This is a genomic window from Peijinzhouia sedimentorum (assembly GCF_049340005.1).
In the GTDB taxonomy this organism is placed as follows: domain Bacteria; phylum Bacteroidota; class Bacteroidia; order Cytophagales; family Cyclobacteriaceae; genus CAXBDP01.
This window is the reverse complement of the sequence record NZ_JBMPIY010000001.1, coordinates 474,837-492,211: the sequence shown is the minus strand read 5'-3', so window position 1 is coordinate 492,211 and position 17,375 is coordinate 474,837. Positions and strand designations below refer to the sequence as shown.

General features: G+C 37.9%; 13 protein-coding genes. 6 read left to right on the top strand and 7 right to left on the bottom strand.

Annotated elements, in window-relative coordinates; all coding sequences use genetic code 11:
* Positions 1-130 precede the first annotated feature (130 nt).
* Genes ACOXY8_RS02190 through sdaAB form a run of 3 tightly spaced genes read right to left on the bottom strand, consistent with a single transcriptional unit; the run spans position 131 to position 3,621 of the window.
* Positions 131-1,498, bottom strand: a complete 1,368-nt coding sequence (locus tag ACOXY8_RS02190; protein ID WP_458329926.1) for an efflux RND transporter periplasmic adaptor subunit — start codon at positions 1,496-1,498, stop codon at positions 131-133.
* A 1-nt stretch (position 1,499) separates the two neighbouring features.
* Positions 1,500-2,942 (bottom strand): TolC family protein, encoded by a 1,443-nt coding sequence (locus ACOXY8_RS02185; RefSeq protein ID WP_458329925.1) that lies wholly within the window; start codon positions 2,940-2,942, stop codon positions 1,500-1,502.
* 1 nt (position 2,943) lies between these two features.
* Positions 2,944-3,621: an L-serine ammonia-lyase, iron-sulfur-dependent subunit beta gene (gene sdaAB, locus ACOXY8_RS02180; RefSeq protein WP_458329924.1), complete on the bottom strand. Its 678-nt coding sequence runs from the start codon at positions 3,619-3,621 to the stop codon at positions 2,944-2,946.
* Positions 3,622-3,700: 79 nt separating this feature from the next.
* On the opposite strand from sdaAB, the gene ACOXY8_RS02175 reads away from it, so the two are divergent.
* Complete coding sequence (locus ACOXY8_RS02175) at positions 3,701-4,528, top strand: aminotransferase class IV (protein WP_458329923.1); 828 nt, start codon at positions 3,701-3,703, stop codon at positions 4,526-4,528.
* Between the two features lies 1 nt (position 4,529).
* Here ACOXY8_RS02175 and ACOXY8_RS02170 read toward each other — a convergent pair whose 3' ends face one another.
* Entirely contained in the window at positions 4,530-5,324 is a 795-nt protein-coding gene (locus tag ACOXY8_RS02170; RefSeq protein WP_458329922.1) for a thymidylate synthase, read from the bottom strand.
* A gap of 121 nt (positions 5,325-5,445) precedes the next feature.
* Here ACOXY8_RS02170 and ACOXY8_RS02165 point away from each other — a divergent pair, with 121 nt between their 5' ends.
* Entirely contained in the window at positions 5,446-7,725 is a 2,280-nt protein-coding gene (locus ACOXY8_RS02165) for an efflux RND transporter permease subunit (RefSeq protein ID WP_458329921.1), read from the top strand.
* On the opposite strand, the gene ACOXY8_RS02160 is transcribed toward ACOXY8_RS02165, so the two are convergent.
* Positions 7,680-8,726, bottom strand: a complete 1,047-nt coding sequence (locus ACOXY8_RS02160) for an endonuclease/exonuclease/phosphatase family protein (protein WP_458329920.1) — start codon at positions 8,724-8,726, stop codon at positions 7,680-7,682. The two genes, ACOXY8_RS02165 and ACOXY8_RS02160, sit on opposite strands and share 46 nt — an antisense overlap.
* Positions 8,727-8,874: 148 nt before the next feature.
* Here ACOXY8_RS02160 and ACOXY8_RS02155 point away from each other — a divergent pair, with 148 nt between their 5' ends.
* On the top strand, positions 8,875-9,627 hold the full coding sequence (locus tag ACOXY8_RS02155; RefSeq protein ID WP_458329919.1) for an SDR family NAD(P)-dependent oxidoreductase: 753 nt from the start codon (positions 8,875-8,877) through the stop codon (positions 9,625-9,627).
* 46 nt (positions 9,628-9,673) lie between these two features.
* On the opposite strand, the gene ACOXY8_RS02150 is transcribed toward ACOXY8_RS02155, so the two are convergent.
* Positions 9,674-10,165, bottom strand: a complete 492-nt coding sequence (locus ACOXY8_RS02150) for a YciI family protein (protein WP_458329918.1) — start codon at positions 10,163-10,165, stop codon at positions 9,674-9,676.
* A gap of 67 nt (positions 10,166-10,232) precedes the next feature.
* A complete protein-coding gene (locus ACOXY8_RS02145) occupies positions 10,233-11,483 on the bottom strand; it encodes a glycosyltransferase (RefSeq protein ID WP_458329917.1) in 1,251 nt (416 codons plus the stop codon).
* 144 nt (positions 11,484-11,627) lie between these two features.
* On the opposite strand from ACOXY8_RS02145, the gene ACOXY8_RS02140 reads away from it, so the two are divergent.
* The 3 genes from ACOXY8_RS02140 to ACOXY8_RS02130 all read left to right on the top strand — a co-directional run bounded on the left by ACOXY8_RS02140 (position 11,628) and on the right by ACOXY8_RS02130 (position 17,339).
* Positions 11,628-11,819 (top strand): hypothetical protein, encoded by a 192-nt coding sequence (locus ACOXY8_RS02140; protein WP_458329916.1) that lies wholly within the window; start codon positions 11,628-11,630, stop codon positions 11,817-11,819.
* A gap of 179 nt (positions 11,820-11,998) precedes the next feature.
* Positions 11,999-14,752: an alpha/beta hydrolase family protein gene (locus ACOXY8_RS02135; protein ID WP_458329915.1), complete on the top strand. Its 2,754-nt coding sequence runs from the start codon at positions 11,999-12,001 to the stop codon at positions 14,750-14,752.
* A gap of 10 nt (positions 14,753-14,762) precedes the next feature.
* Positions 14,763-17,339 (top strand): M20/M25/M40 family metallo-hydrolase, encoded by a 2,577-nt coding sequence (locus ACOXY8_RS02130; RefSeq protein WP_458329914.1) that lies wholly within the window; start codon positions 14,763-14,765, stop codon positions 17,337-17,339.
* The last annotated feature ends 36 nt before the right edge of the window (positions 17,340-17,375 follow it).

Sequence of the window (17,375 nt, the reverse complement as noted above, 5' to 3'; positions counted from 1 at the left end):
AGATAAAAAAAATGAGCTGACTATTGGTCAAAGCTAAACTCATTAATGAACTATATATAAGCAAAAAATGCCATCGATTGATGGCATTTTTTGCTTATATAAATATTTTGACTCTGAAAATTATTTCAGGTTAATTCTGAGCTTGAGTTTGCATTGCTTGAGGAGTAGTTGATTTTTTCACAGCATCACCTTCTTTAAGTCTATTGCTCAAAATAAAGTATGGACCAATTACAACTTCTTGGCCTTCAGTTAAACCATCAAGGATTTGGATTCTTTCAAAATCGCTAATTCCAGTAGTAACTTCAACCATTTTCACAATACCATTTTCGTTTACGAAAACAACTTCTTTCAAATCATCCGGACGAGTAATCGTAGATGTGGTAGTTGTTGGAGCAACATTTCCACTTTCAGCAGCCGCCAATTGTGATGGGCTACGAGTTGTTACTGCCGATAGAGGAACGGAAAGTGTGTTATCTACTCTACGAGTAATAATATCAACACTTGAAGTCATTCCTGGTCTGAAAGGAGGTCTTCCGCCTCTCTCAGCCATAAGAGATGCAAACGACTCATTTAGCAATCTTATTCTTACTTCAAATTCAGTCACAGCGTCTTGTGATGCTTTTGTATTTGCGGTGTTTGCAATAGAAGTAACTATACCTTTGAACTTTTGTCCTGTGTAGCTGTATGCATCTACATCAATGATAGCTGTATCTCCTAATGAAATTCTAATTACATCATTTTCATTCACGTTGACTCTAGCTTCCATACGGTTAAGGTCTGCTATAGTCATCATTTCTGTACCCGCCATTTGGGATGTTCCTACCACACGTTCGCCTTTTTCAACACTAAGTTTGGAAACGATACCTGTAATTGGAGAAAATACATTGGTAAGCCTTACATTTTGCTCAGCTTCAGCAACAGATGCTTTTGAACTCTCGACAATAAATTTCGCAGCTTCGATGCTTTGCTTTGCTGATTCCAAATCATTTTGAGCAACCTTGTAATTAGCTTCCGATACTTGAAAATCAGCTTCTGAAATTACTTTTTCATTGAACAATGCTAAGTTTCTCTCATAATCCTGCTTTGCTCTTGTGTAATTTGCCTGTGCCCTTTGGTAATTTGCTTCTGAAGACGATAAATTAGCAAGTTGTTGATTTAAAGTAGCCTTTGTTCTATCCAAAACAGAGATTAAATTATCTGGTCTTATTTTAACCAAAAGCTGATCCATATAAACTGAATCACCTTCCATTACATTCAGCTCAATAATTTCACCTGCAACGTCTGGACTCAACTTGATTTCTACCTCTGGCTGTATTGCACCAGCGCCAGTTACCTTTTCGGTAATTGAGGCATTAGATACTTTGCCAAGTTCAACTTCGATTTCAGTTGCTCCACCGATTAATCCGGCATTTTTTGCAATGATTGCACCAATAAATACTACTACTACTACTATAATAAGGGTCCAAAGAACCTTATTGCCTTTTTTTTCTTTTGCCATTTTAATTTAGTGATAAAGGTTTTCCCATGTAAAAATCAAGCACCTTGGTGCGGAATATCAATTCGTATTTTGCTCTTAAGAGATCAATTCTAGCTCTAATCAAATTATTTGAAGCTACTTGGTAATCTACAGCATTTGCTGCACCCTGATTGAACCTTGATTCAGCAGCTCTAAATGCTTCTTCTAATGACGATAGCCTTCTTGTATTTGCTTGATAGCTCTTAGAAGCGGCCAAAGCATCTGTATATGCAGCTTCGATTGTTTGCCTTAAAGTTTGCTTTGCTTGGTTTGTCTGTATCTCAGCTCTTTGTTTTTCTATTTTAGCACGAGACACATTGTTTCTAATGCTAAACCTATTGAAAATAGGTATATTAATTGACAAGTTTAATGACTGTGAAAGGTTATCTCTGAATTGGCCTGCTATTGTATAAGTTTGAGTTTCTCCACCTGCCACTTGTTGGTCTCTAAACACTGTTTCACCTGTTGAGCCCACATAGCCGACTGGAGTTGAAACTGTTTGAAAAGTGCCGTCAGGGCGAAAAATTTCATCACGAATGTCAGAGTAATTAGAGAAGGCACCAAAGCTAAGGTTTATGGAAGGTAAATGTGCTCCTTTTGCAGATTTAACACCATATTCAGCAGCTAACAAATTCATTTCAGCAGCTTTGATACTAGGTTGCGTTGCGCTAGAAATATTATATACAACTTCAGGATCAGCCAAGCTAAATTGAAGTGCCTCAATATCAATATCTGGCTCTTCTATCTCGAATGGTTCACCTACCGGTAGTAATAAACTTTGCTTTAAAGCCAGAGTAGAAATTGCTACTTGATTCTCAGCAGTCACCACAGCCAATTCATCAGAAGCAAACTGGGCTTCAATATCTAATTGATTGGCAAGTGGTGCAGCACCAGCAGCTACTAGTCTCTTAGTACGCGCTAATTGTTCACCTGTGATACTCACTTGTAATTCCGCATTCTGAAGTTGTGCCTTTGCGAACAACACATTTAAATACTGGGAAGCCACATTTACAGCCACGTTGAATTCAGAATCTTGAAGATTATATTGGCTAGCTTGTAAGCTTGATTGTGATTGCTTAATGTTATTTGCTAACTGTCGTCCCTGAAATAGCGTAACACTTGCGTTAGCGTTTAAATTCAAATTCCCTACCTGTGTATCCACGAATAAATTTGTGGTAGGATCAATTGAACGACCAAAACGATACCCACCTCCGCCACTTGCGCTGAGGTTAGGCAATAAATTGGATTTTGCCTGCGAAAAACCAATCTGCGCAGACTCTACATTCAGTTGCGCATTTTGGATTTGCAAATTCTGTTCTTTGGCATATTCTACCGCTTCTGCCAATGTCCATACCTTTGTACTCGTCTGTGAATAAGCCGAATAGCTCAAAAGTATTAATGCAACACTTAAAATTCGTTTTAACATTTTATAAATCAATATCTGGTATATAAATCACTTCTTGAACCCAAGATAGTTGTCTCAAATACTCAAGGGTAATCTGCTTGATTCCTGAGTCCATTTCTAGCATTTGGCAAGCAATTCCAAACTTACCTTTTCTGGATACCGTCATAGTGGCGATATTACAATCGTCATGCGCGATGATATCCGTAATAAAAGCAATGCTACCCGCTTTGTCTTCTGCTTTTATAATCATGGTGTGCATACTTGCAGAAAAATTTGACTCAAAGCCATCAATCTCCACAATGCGGATTACACCGCCACCTAAACTTTCTCCTACTACCTCAACAGTTCTTCCTTCTCGTTCAATGATAACTTTCACTGTATTTGGATGTAGGGTAGATGCACTACCCACCGACTTAAAAGAATATTCAAGTCCAGCTTCTGGAGCTAAACTCAAACTATTTTTTATTCTTTCATCATCTGTTTTGAAATCTAGTAAGCCAGCAATTATTGCTCTATCGCTACCATGTCCTTCATAAGTTCTTGCGAATGAATTGTAGAAAGTGATACTAGCTTTACTGGGCTGTCCTCCGAGTATTTTACGGGCTACACGACCGATCCTCACCACACCGGCTGTGTGGGAGCTGCTTGGCCCAATCATTATTGGTCCAATCATGTCGAATATTCCACTTCGTTCAGACATTTTCCTTAAATTTCAGCTTAAAGGTAGAAAATCAATTTGCAGGCTATTATCTAAAGTTATTAAGTGGTCAATTAAGCCAATGAAAGTAATTTATAATTCCCGAACAGTAGAAGAGAGTAATCTAGGATTCTTTTGGAGCAACCGTGCCTATATGTATGGAGATAGTTTATTCGAGACTATTTTTTGCTATCAAGGACAGGCAATGAGGTTGCGATACCATGTAGATAGATTGAAAAAAGGAATGGAAATTCTAGAAATGGATGCGAATGAGTCAATATCAGAAAAAAATCTACAGGAAGAAATAACTCAATTAATTTTACTCAATAGGATAGATGGTGATTTTCGAATTCGCTTGCAAGTGGTAAGAAAAGCGGGAGGGTATTACACGCCAACTCAAAATAGCTGTGATTACATAATGATGGTCATTCCTATGAAATGGAGTTCTTATGGGATTAAAGCCAAAGTCGGAATAGCAAATTCAGTCCATACAGTCTTTCAGTCTTTTTCATTCTGTAAAACTGGAAGTGCATTAACTTATGTGAAGGCTGGGCTGGAAATGAGAAAGCGAGAATTAAATGAAATACTGATCACGGATACAAATGGGAATATCTCTGAAGCCTCTTCTTCAAATATATTCTGGATTAAGGATAATCAATTGTTTACACCAAGTTTGGAAACGGGTTGTATAAATGGTGTTCGTAGAAGATGGATCATTGATGAAATGCTGAAAATTGACAAGCATGTAATAGAAGTGAAAGCACAAATAACTGAGCTTTCAAATGCGGATTACTTATTCACAAGCAATGCAACTGGAATCCACTTTATAGCTGCCTTGGACGGAAAGGAATACATGACTCCTGCAAATTCAAATCCTCCCGCTTTTTTGGCTGCTTTGTTGGTTCCTTAAATCAAACAGCAACAGCAGCTTTAATGTGAGGGTGTGGATCGTAATTTTCGATAGAAATATCCTCAAATTTGAAATCGAAAATATTCTTTACTTCAGGATTAAGCTTTAAGCTTGGCAATGGTCTAAAATCCCTACTCAATTGCAAATCTGCCTGTTCCAGATGATTGGAATACAAATGCGCATCACCTAGCGTATGAATAAATTCACCAGGCTCTAAATCGCAAACTTGAGCTACCATCATGGTGAGTAGGGCATAGGAGGCAATATTAAAAGGAACCCCCAAAAACACATCCGCACTTCGCTGATAAAGCAAGCAAGAAAGTTTGCCATTGGCTACATAAAACTGAAAAAATGCATGACAAGGCGGTAAAGCCATTTTTGATATTTCAGAGACATTCCAAGCACTCACTATGATTCTACGCGAGTCAGGATTGTTTTTCAATTGATCAATAACCTGAGAAATCTGATCAATATGTTGCCCATCGGGAGTTGGCCAACTGCGCCATTGATAGCCATAAATTGGGCCTAGGTCTCCTTTTTCATTTGCCCATTCATCCCATATACTTACGCCATTTTCTTTGAGGTAAGCAATGTTAGTATCGCCTTTAAGAAACCACAGCAGTTCATGAATAATAGATCGCGTGTGGACTTTTTTAGTTGTAAGCAAAGGAAAACCTTTCGCCAAATCGAATCGCATCTGATGTCCAAATACACTGATAGTACCCGTGCCTGTGCGGTCTGACTTGCTTACACCTTCCTCCAAAATCCTTCGCATTAAGTCGTGATATTGCTGCATAGCTATTTTGCTTTTTTGTCGAAGTTCGATAATTATCTAGCTTTTTAAAAAATCTTGCTGAAAAAAAGCTGAATTTCGTGCTTTCGAACTTTGGCACCAATATGAAGTTCATTTAAAGCAAATGATCCGAAATCTCTCCATCCTTGTCATAGTCAGTATCATTGCCATTTCCATACTGGCTGTGATTCAATTGCCCAAGTTGAAATTTGATTATGACTTTGAAAATTTCTTTCCGCAAGATCATCCAGCCTTGGAGTATTATCTTGATTTTAGACAAAAGTTTGAAAATGATAATGATTATCTCTTAATAGCTCTGAAATCTGATCAGGGTATTTTTAATGCTGAGTATTTAAGTAAAGTTGATTCTCTTTCAGAACTCCTTAGCAGCTTAGAAAATGTAGAAGAAGTATTGAGTTTAACATCCTTTAGTGAGCCAATTATTGGACCAATGGGTGTTATTTCAGTACCAATTTTTGATTGGGAAGACAAAGAAAAACTAGCGAAGGATAGTATAAGGCTTTTAGAAAATGAGGGATTGCCCAGCTATTTTATCTCAAATGACAGAAATGCGTTGGCGATTATGCTTCGTCACACACAGCAAATTTCCAAAGAAGATGGAGATAAGCTCACAGCCGAAGTTAATCAAGCGATTGAAGATATTAGTTTTGCAGGATACCATGTTGCAGGCAAAGCTAGAGCACAAGGAGTTTTTGTAAGTGAAATGCAGAATGAGATTGGTTTTTATCTTTCCATTTCCGGTCTGATTGTGATTGTATTTCTATGGCTTAGTTATCGATCCGCATGGTTGGTTTTGGTGCCTTTGCTCGTGGTAGGTTTGGCGGTTCTATGGTTAGTTGCAAGTATGGCTTTTATGGGCAAGCCCCTAGATATTCTATCTATCATAATGCCCAATATTATGTTTGTGATTGGCATGTCCGATGTGGTGCATATTCTCACTCGATATTTGGAGGAGTTACGAAAAGGAAGTGCAAAATGGTATGCGCTTAAAACTTCTTATCTGGAAGTTGGTCGAGCGACTTTGCTCACTTCTATTACCACTGCCATTGGATTTGCAAGTTTGGCAACTTCTAGTATTGCCCCAATTAAGGAGTTGGGATTATACACGGCTTTTGGTGTTTTATTGGCCTTTCTATTGGCATTTACACTTTTGCCTGCCATTCTCTATTTAATTCCAATTCCAAAAGTTGCTAAGACTAGTGCCCACTTTCAATGGCGTGGATTATTGAATTATATATTCCTGATCACGGCTCGCTACCCAAAAAGGATTTTTCTTATTTCAACACTTTTAGCGACCCTTTCCATAGTAGGTCTTTATCAATTGAAAATCAGCACCTATCTAATCGATGATATTCCGTTGGAATCTGACCTTAAGCAAGATTTTATCTATTTTGATACAGAATTTGGCGGCTCCAAACCATTTGAAATGAGTGTGAGCTTACCTGAGAATCAGGATCAAATTTTTGATAATGAGGTTTTGCAGGAAATTGAAAGGGTTGAAGATTACCTTCGAAATGAATTTGGTATTGATGCGATACTGTCACCTGTACAGTTAGCAAAGAGTATTAATAAAGCCAATAATGGTGGTGTAAATGAAAATTATCGATTGCCTAGCAATGAGTTAGAATGGAGAAATTTAAGCAGAAACTTGAAAAGATTCCAATCTCAAATGAATGAGATTCCATTGGTCGATGAAAGTGAAAAAACAGCTAGAATAAGCGGGAGGATGGGAGATATTGGAAGTGAACTGGCTCTTGAGAAAGTATATGCTTTGAATGAATTTCTGGAAAGTAATACAAATCCAGCAATAGCAAGTTTCAAGATTACAGGGACCTCTTACCTGATAGATATCAACAATGAATTGATAGCCAAAAGCACACTGCAAGGATTAGGAATTGCTTTGGTCGCAATTGCATTGATCACTGGCTTGCTTTTCCGATCGTGGCGTATGACTTTCTTGGCTATTATTCCGAATATTTTGCCCATCCTAATGATTGCCGGAATTATGGGTTTCCTGGGTATAAATCTGAAATTGTCGACCGCTATCATTTTCACCATAGCATTTGGGATTGTGGTGGATGATAGCATTCATTTCTTGTCCAAACTAAATCTGGAGCTCAAAAAAGGCCATTCCTATTTCATTGCTTTGCGTAGAAGCTTTTTGTCTGGTGGCAAGGCTATTACACTTACCACTTTGATTTTGGCAGGTGGATTTTTCGCCTTGATTTTCTCCTCATTTTCAGGAGTACATTATATAGGTTTGTTAATTTTTATCACCCTTTGTATCGCATTGATTTTGGATTTGACTTTGCTTCCTGCCCTAATTTCATCACTTCGCTATCGATTGGAGCGTAAACGAAAAGATGCTTCAATAGGGAAGTGATCTGAATATTTCACCTCCCGCTTTGTTTCAAAACTCTGTGTAGTGAATTCGTCGCTTATGAATATATTGTCGATCCGCAAAAAGAACAATTTACTGTTCATACTAAAACCAAAACCGTTACCCTTTTCTTCGAAAGCATTTTCATATTCTGACCTGAAAGATCTGTAGCTAAAGCTATATGGAGTGTCATTAAAATCACCCGCGAAAATGATGGGATAGGGACTGTCTTTGGCATGCTCCAAAGCTATCTTAACTTGCGAGGCCCGTGTTACAGCACCATTCTCCAATTGTTGTTTTAGTAGGCTGTATCGGTTTTTCAATTCCTCTGTTTCCATCACATGAGCGGGATCGATGCCCATAGATTGAAAATGCGAATTGTAGATCCGAATGGTGTCTGTTTCAATCACCAAATCAGCAAAAATGATATTGTTGAGGCTAGGTGAGTTGTCGAGTAATTTGCCTGTATTTATGATGGGGTATTTACTGAAAATTGCCAATCCAATATCGTGATTTCGATTATTGATAGTTAGTGGTTCGAAATAACCATTGTATCCAGCTGCGATAAGCTTTTTGTAAGAATCCATATTTGGGTGACCACTGTGAGTATAGAACTCCTGAAACACCTTAATTGGAGCTTCATGATCAATGGTCCATTGCAAAAATGCTTGCCGCTCGGACATCAATTGTAAATTATACTTAACTCTATAGCCGTATAGATTATAGCTTAATATGTGAATTTGACCTTCGTGCTTGGAGGGGACTGATAAACCAAAACTTGAAACGAGAAATGGGATACCAATCAATAGACTTATTAAATTACCCCAAATGCTTTTAATTCCTTTGCTTATACCAAGTACAATCCAAATAATGTGGATTATTAGTAAAAATGGAATAGCCAAACAAATAATAGCTGCTAAAGCAAATACATCTGGAGGCACGAATACAAAGGCATAAATAATTATGCTACTAAGGAGAAATATGAATTGAATTAAAAATCTCAAATTCAAGTATTTAAAGAATTTTTGTTTTCATTTTTCAATAAGAAATCAAGTCTAATTTTGATATGTTTTTTTTGATAAAGAAACCCTTGAATCAACGATTGAAATTCATTAAAATTCGTACAATTATATACAACATAAATATACAATCATGAACGATCTAAAAAATAAAATCGCATTAGTAACGGGTGCAGGTTCTGGAATTGGTAGAGCTGTCGCTATTAAATATGCATCAGAAGGAGCAACCGTTATCGTTTCGGATATTGATGAAGAAGGTGGAAATGAAACTGTTTCATTGATAAAAGAAAATATGGGTAACGCTAAATTTATTATGGCTGATTCAGCAAGTATCCATGACAATGATCGATTAGTTGATGAAATTGTTTTGGATTATGGTCGCCTCGATATTGCTTGTAACAATGCAGGAATTGGTGGACCGCTTGCAATGACTGGAGAATATCCAATAGAAGGTTGGGATAAAGTAATCGCCATAAATCTTTCTGGAGTATTTTATGGAATGCGTTGTCAAATCCCGGCAATGCTGAAAACAGGTGGGGGTAAAATTGTGAATATTGCATCCATTTATGGAGCAAGAGGCACTAAATTATCACCAGCTTATGTAGCAGCAAAACACGGTGTAGTTGGCCTTACTAAGTCAGCTGCTTTAGAATATGCCGATCAGAATATTCGAATAAATTCTGTTGGGCCGGCATTTATTGATACGCCTTTACTTTCAATCATTCCAGACAATGTACGACAGAGTTTAGCTGAACGCCATGCTCTTGGCAGATTGGGTGAGCCAGAAGAAGTTGCCGAAATGGTCTTATGGCTAAGTTCTGATAAGTCTTCCTTCTCTACCGGAGCGTACTATCCTGTGGATGGTGGATTTTTGGCTGGACAATAATAATCCAGTAAATAGATAAATATTCATTCAAAAGGTTAGTGAGATTCTAGAAACTAACCTTTTGAATTTTGTTATGAAGCTCATTTAGTTCACCAATCGCTGCAGATGCATACCATTTGTGTAGCTCCATTACAAGCCTTCCACTTTGCACCGCAGGATCTGTTTTGATCAATTCCTCTGCTTCTTCTAGCGTGGCAACATCAAAAATAAAGATGCCTCTATATTCACCTCCATCAAGGAATGGACCCGCCATTACTAATTTACCTTCTTCTGCTAGTCGGTTGATATTAGCCATGTGGCCTGCTTGGATTTGAGCAGCTTCGGTACTGTCTTGAGATCTGTTTGGACCGGACTTTAGCATGGCAAAAACATAGCTTTTCATCCCATAATCATCAGCTCCAAGCTTTTGTGCTAATAATGAATCATAGCCATTTGTGGAAACTTCAGTTTCATTTATAGCTTCAACTTGAGTATTGTTCTCTTGGCACGATAAGCTGATAAAGCCGGTTAATAAAATTGCGAGTAGTATGGTTTTCATAATTAAGAGTATTTTGGTTGGATTTGATTAATTATGCTCCAATGCGTAATTTTCATTTATCTTAATATCAGTTGATTATAAATTCATAAAGTTCTTTTTCTAAATTTTCCTTTGCCATTGATTTGCCAATTTCAATTGCTCTATTTTTATAGTTTGCGTTATTCATCAATTCCTCAATTAATGGTTTCAATTTTCTTTTTGCCAGCCTGTTTATAGCTAATCCTTTTGGACCCGCTCCAAGGTCAGAGACCAGACTACTCCAACCAAATTGATCAATGATATGAGGTAAAATTAAGGTGGCGCAACCATATTTTAAAGTGCTGTGTGTGGTGCCGGAACCTCCATGATGGATAGCAGCAAATACTTTAGGCAAAACCCAATCGTATGGAATTTGCGAAGTGAAATAGAAAAGCGGATTGTCCTTGTAGTCATCCAACTCAACCAAACCTCCCGCTGCTTTATTTACAATCACAGCTATTCCCAATTCATCTAATACTTCATAAATAAGTTTGGAATTTGAGAGCGAATAAGGATTTGTCATGCTCCCAAATGTGAGAAGCAAAACCTTTTTGTTTACTTCCAAAAACTTCTCTAGCTTCTCATCAATTTCCCAGTCCATTTTCTTGTCACGCTCATGATAGCCCAATATCTGAACATTAGAGGGTAATTCTACAGGTCGTTTCAATAAGCTTGGAGAAATTGTAAATGCTAGTTTTTCTCTTTTCAAGGCATTTAAAATGCTTTTATCATTTGTCTTAAAATCAACAGGAATTTGCTTCAGAGCACTTTTGATGGTTTTGGTAATGGCGAAATTGGCAATGGAGTAGCTTATGGAGTGCAAGAATTCAAATGGCAAAGTCTTAAAGCCAAGATGTGGCTTGCCGGGAAATTTGTGGATAAGATAAGGTACTGGACTAAGCAACACCGTTTTCCCTTTTTGCATCATCGACCAAATGACAGGATAATTGCATTTACCACTGTAAATAATCAGATCAGGATTTGTGCGCTCCACAATTTCAAATTGCTCCTTTACCAAAGTTTTATTCACGTCCATCCCGACTTTGTAAAGCCTAAGTAATGCACTGAATTTTTTGAAACCTGCCTTTCCACCAATTACCAATTTGCCATCTTCACTTTCTAGTAAATTAAGAAAAGTCTCTGTAAATGGGTGAAATGTAAAGTTAGTAGGAACCAAAGTCTCTAACTGAGCAGGAAAAGCAAAGTCAACAGAATGCCCATTTTTATGAAGCATTTCTCCAACAGCCAAAAATGGTTCAACATCACCACGAGTACCAATTGACATGAGCAAAATTTTCATTCAAAATTGTTTTAACACGTAGATGAAATCACATTTTTATTTATAATTGCCTTTTGAATACTAAGTATTTAAGCTTAACAATTTAATAAAGCTCAATTTTCAACATTTTTCGTAAAAAACACGTTTTCTCAAAAATTTATTAACATGCCTAAGAATACAGCATTGCATCACTTGAGATCCCTAGAAGAGCTGGATGACATCACTGATATGCAACGTTTAGAAGCTCGTACTAATCTGAAAAAATCAAAAGGAGGTAAAGCTTTTAGCAAAGCGCCTTTGAAGAAAAAAGCTACACCGAAAAGAAAGCGGGAGGATGATTTTGACTGGGATAATTGAGTTCCTCAGAGCAAGTACCCACTCTTAATTTATACTAAAGGATTTTCACCTCAAGTGTGAAAAGTCGATATTTTGGATTGGATTAATTCCTCCCTTTTTGCTGATTATTGAATATTAGCTCCAAAGCTTTTATATATTTGATAATCAACAAGAGTTTAGCGAATTAACCAATCAACAATATGAAAAACCTATACAATAGCTATCGAATTGCTATAATGAGTACAATAGCGATTTTGATAGCCTTACAGTCTATTGCTCAAGATGGACAAAAAGCACTTAGTCTAGACGATTATGATGGATGGAATCGAATAGTCGGAGCGGATATTTCGCAAAATGGCCAATGGATAAGTTATGCTTACCGTCCCAATGATGGCAATGATACCTTGTACTTAAAACAGGTTCAAAGTAATCAGATTCATGTATTGCCAAACAGTAGCTCAGCTGAATTTTCTAATGATGGCAAATGGGCAGCTTACATGGTAGACTTACCAAAAGCAGAAAGAGAAAAGCTTCAAAAAGAGAGAAAACCTGTTACTCGCCAAGCTCAATTAATCAATCTTACCAATGGACAAAAATGGACTTACGAAAATGCGGCTGCCATTAGCTTTTCGCCAAATTCCACTTATTTAACAGTAAGAAAAGCCAAAGCTAGTCCTGACTTAAAGCATAAAGGAACTGATTTGATTGTTCGCAATTTGGCAAGTGGAATGGATCAGAATTTTGGAAATGTATCGGAATTTAGATTCAATGAAAAGGAAAGCCATTTGGCCTATATTGTAGATGCGGATAAGTCGGCAGGTAACGGGATTTACTTACTTACACTAGCTAATTCCACTGTAAAACCTCTTGATACAGATACCTTAGAATACTCAAATCTTACATGGAATGATCAAGGATTTGAAAGACCAGTGGCCCTACAAAAAGGAACTGCACTTGCCGTACTAAAAGGCCATACACCAAAGGAAAAGGTGAAAATAGATAATCACCTTTTGGTTTTTAGTGAATTAAATAATCCTATTCCAAGAAAAGCGATTTATAACACTACGCAAAATCCATTAGCCAATAGTATGGTAATTAGTGAAAGAGGCAGTCTTTCATGGTCAGAATCTGATAATGTACTATACATCAATTTGGCTGAGCAATTGCCAGAGCCACCAAAAGCAAAAGATAAGCTGACTAATGTAGAAGTATGGCATTGGAAAGATGAGATAATTCAATCGGTGCAAAAGGTTCGTCAGAATCAATTGAGCAATATTACATACAGAGCTGCATACCATGTAGCTGAAAACAAGATTGTACCCTTGGGTAGTGATGATATGCGAAATGTAATGACCTCCCGCAATCCCAACTTTGTGGTTGGTGGAGATCCAAAACCGCATATTGCAGATATCAACTGGGGTATTTCTCCAGCAGATTATTATCGAATTGATACCAAAACAGGAGCAAAGCAACTAATTGAGAATGAAGTGGGTCGTCCAATGGGAATGTCGCCAGATGGTAATACATTCCTTTACTTGAAAAATGAGCAAGTGTATGCTTATCATTTGCCAAGCGCCAAGAAAACACACCTGACAGCAAACACTGAAGTGAGTTTTGTAAATACAGATGATGATCATCCATTTGAAAAACCTGCTTTTGGTGTTGCAGGGTGGAGCAAAGACAACAAAAGTGTAATCCTGAATCATAAGTACGATTTGTATAAAGTAGCTTTGGATGGCAGCAATGTGAACAATCTTACAAGTAATCTTGGTGATAATGAAGAAATTCAATTCAGAGTTCTTGACCTAAATCCCGATGAAAGATATTTGGATTTGACTAAGCCGATGATGCTTACTGCTTATGGTGAGTGGACAAAAAAAGATGGCTTCTATCAAATGCAGCCGGGTAAAGCACCACAAGCATTAGTATTCACGGATAATATATATGGTAGAGTAAGTAAAGCTCGCAATGCAAATGTGCTGATGTACACAAGAGAGACTTTTGTGGATTTCCCGGATTACTACATTTCCGGAATGGACTTTAAGAACCCAACAAAAGTGACGGATGCTAATCCACAGCAAAGCGAATATGCATGGGGAAGAAGGATCCTTGTGGATTATGAAAATAGTAAAGGACAAAGAATGCAAGGAACGCTTGCTTTGCCAGCTGGATATGAAGAAGGCAAAAAATATCCAATGGTAGTTTATTTCTACGAAAAAATGTCGCAACGCCACCACCAATACAGCATGCCTGTATATGATGACCGTCCACATATGAGTACCTATGCGAGCAATGGTTATTTGGTATTTATGCCGGATGTAGTTTATGATGAAGGCACTCCAGGTACTAATGCGCTAGATAATGTAACTTCCTCTGTGCAAAAAGTAATTGATTTGGGCTATGCTGATCCAGCTAGAATTGGCTTGCAAGGCCATAGCTGGGGTGGTTACCAAAGTTCATTTATTGTAACCCAAACTGATATGTTTGCTTGCGTGGTAACAGGTGCACCAGTAACTAATTTGGTGAGTATGTATAATATTCTTTACAAGGCGAGTGGTACGGTAAATCACGGTATTTTCGAATTAGGTCAAGTGAGAATGGGCAGAGATGTAACTCCTTGGACGCATCGAGATTTGTATGTGAGTCAATCACCTATTGAGCATGTGGATAAAATCAGTACGCCATTTATGATACTTCATGGCACTGCCGATGGAGCTGTAGATTATAATCAAGGAGTAGAGCTCTATAATGCAGCTAGAAGAATGGGAAAGGAAGTAATATTACTCACTTATCCTGACGAGCCACATCATTTGGGAATGCTCGAAAACCAAAAGGACTTCCAAGTGAGAATGAAGCAGTATTTTGATCATTATTTGAAGGATGCACCAGCTCCGAAATGGCTGGAGGAAGGAATGCCTTATGTTAAACGTCAATACGATTTACTTAAAGAATAAGAAGCTAAAAATGAAGAAGAATACTTGGAATCTGGTTTTAGGCTTGATTATCCTCCCGCTTTTTGTGTGTGGGCAGGCCAAAACGGAAACGGATAAGATATTTGATGATGCATATTTCCTTTGGGAAGATGGTAAATACATTCCTTCCTTAGAGAAGATGATTTATCTATTGGAAGGTAATTCGCCCGATCAATATTTGGATAGGATTGCGCTTAGAACCGGCGAACTTTATCAAGTAAATGAGTTATCGGTAGATGGCTCTTCTGCTCGATTTACGCAAACAGGTAAATATGCAATCTGGAATCAAATAGTCGAAGGAAAAGAAATGGCTTTTTATCAACAGTTGGAGACTGGTGTTTCAAAAAGTTTGGAAGGAAGAGATTTGATAATAGATGAAATTTCCGAGAAAGGCTATTTTTTGAGAACATCAGAAAGTCCGGAATTGCTTGCTGCAGTGGATGAAGTGGTAAGAACAAGAGCAAATTTTCGAACAGATAGAACTTCATTTATTGTAGCAAACCAGAACCTGAATTACATCATTGGAAAGAATACTCGTCTGATGCAGCTCGATTTGAAGAGCGGGAGGGAGACGGCCTTTCATCCAAATAGCATGTTGATTAGTGAATTTATAAGTACTGGAGACAAGCTAATCCTAATTGCTGCTCCTTCTGATGATTTGGCTAATCCAGCGGTGTATGAGTGGGATGGTACTAGTGTGAAAATTCTAGCTAAACCAAATGGCTATTTGGACAGATTGCAAATGATGGACAATGGAGCTTTAGTAGCAAATTTCACCAATAATAACCCAATGCCATTGGCTCCAGGTTCAGATAGAGTTGCTCCGGCAATTAGTGGTAAAACCTTTGTGTATTACAACAATAAAGAATATGCCCTTGATGGTGTGCCAAGTGGTGTTGCAACCCAAGGTGGACAAATCCTTTCTTTCGGTCGTGATGGCGATCAGTCGGTTTTCTATCTCGCCCAATTGCAAAATGGAGAATATGTGAGTGAAGTGGTTTTTCAAACTTCTGAGATCATTGGATTACCAGTATTGAGTCCAAATGGAAAGTATGCGGCATTTGAGGAAAAGGTGCAGGATGACTATGAAATAATGCTTTTGGATATTGCTAGTAATGAAATCACAAGAGTAACTAGAGAAATTCAGCATGATAGATTGCCACAGTTTGTGGGCTCTGATCATTTGCTATATATCAAAGGCGAACCAAGACATCGCAGATCATTTTTGTATTCGGTCAAGGATGCAAGGGAAGTAAAGCTGTTTCATAACAATACTGTTCGCACCATTGCTCCAGAATACCAGTGGACAGCAGATCCATCAGGAAATGGATTGATAATCCAATCAGAACGAGATGGAAATACCATAACTCCTGAGCGCGGTTTGTATCATCTAGATTTGACTAGGAAAGTCTCTAAAGCCGATTTGCTGGCCAGACTGAAAACAAATCTTTCCATAGAAAAAGCCTTATTAGCCAATGGGGAGAAAATGTATTTGCCTGTGCGAGATCAAGTGGCGGCAACTGTAGCCAATGTGAATGTTTCGAGGATTTATGATTATGCAAAAACACTTTATTCATTCGATTCGAAATTTGTAACAAGACCTGGAAACTTGGAAGCTGCCGAATATATCTATTCCAAATTTGAGGAGTTTGGTTATAGTCCGGAATATCAGTGGTTCAAGCCCGGAAATTTGCAAGGTTTTAAAGATGGTCTCACGGCCAATGTAATTGCCACATTGCCAGGCAAAGTTAATCCCGAATTGGTGTACATTATCAGTAGCCATTACGACTCTGTAGATCGTGGGCCGGGTGCTGATGACAATACATCTGGAACAACAGCTATGCTCGAAGCAGCTAGAGTGATGCAAGGATTAGAATTGCCATTTACCGTTGTGTTTGCGGCATTTACAGGCGAGGAAGCTGGGCTATTGGGAAGCCGGGAATATGTGAGAAGAGCCGTAGAAGACAATCTTAAAATAGTTGGAGCATTAAACAACGATATGCTTGGCTGGATGAACAATCAGCGATTGGATAATACCATCCGCTATTCTAATCCAGGGATTAAGGATATGCAACATGCAGCGGCAATGCTTTTCACAGATCTTATCACTTATGATGCAGTATATTATAAGTCCACCGATGCGCAAGCCTATTACGATGCTTATGGCGATATAGTAGGAGGGATCGGCTCTTACCCAGTATTGGGCAATCCGCATTATCATCAATCTACCGATAAATTGGAAACTATTAGTCATAAATTGGTTGCCGAAGTTTCTAAAACAACTGTGGCCACGCTAATACTTTTGGCCTCAAGTCCATCTAGAATTAATGGATTGGAAGCTACAAATAGACAAGGGGGTGGATTGAATGCAACTTGGCAGAAAAGCCCAGAAAGTTTTGTAACGGACTATATCATAGAATATGAAAATATAACAGGTGAAATAGTAAGGAAGATAACTTCTGAAGTCGAAATTGAATTGGAAGATGCTAATGACAATGCTGAAATTCGTGTAAAAGCTAGAGCAAGCAATAAAACTGAAGGTTGGGATTGGGCTCGTCTACTGAAATAATAGAATACTTTACAATTATCAAAATAATTAGTTCAT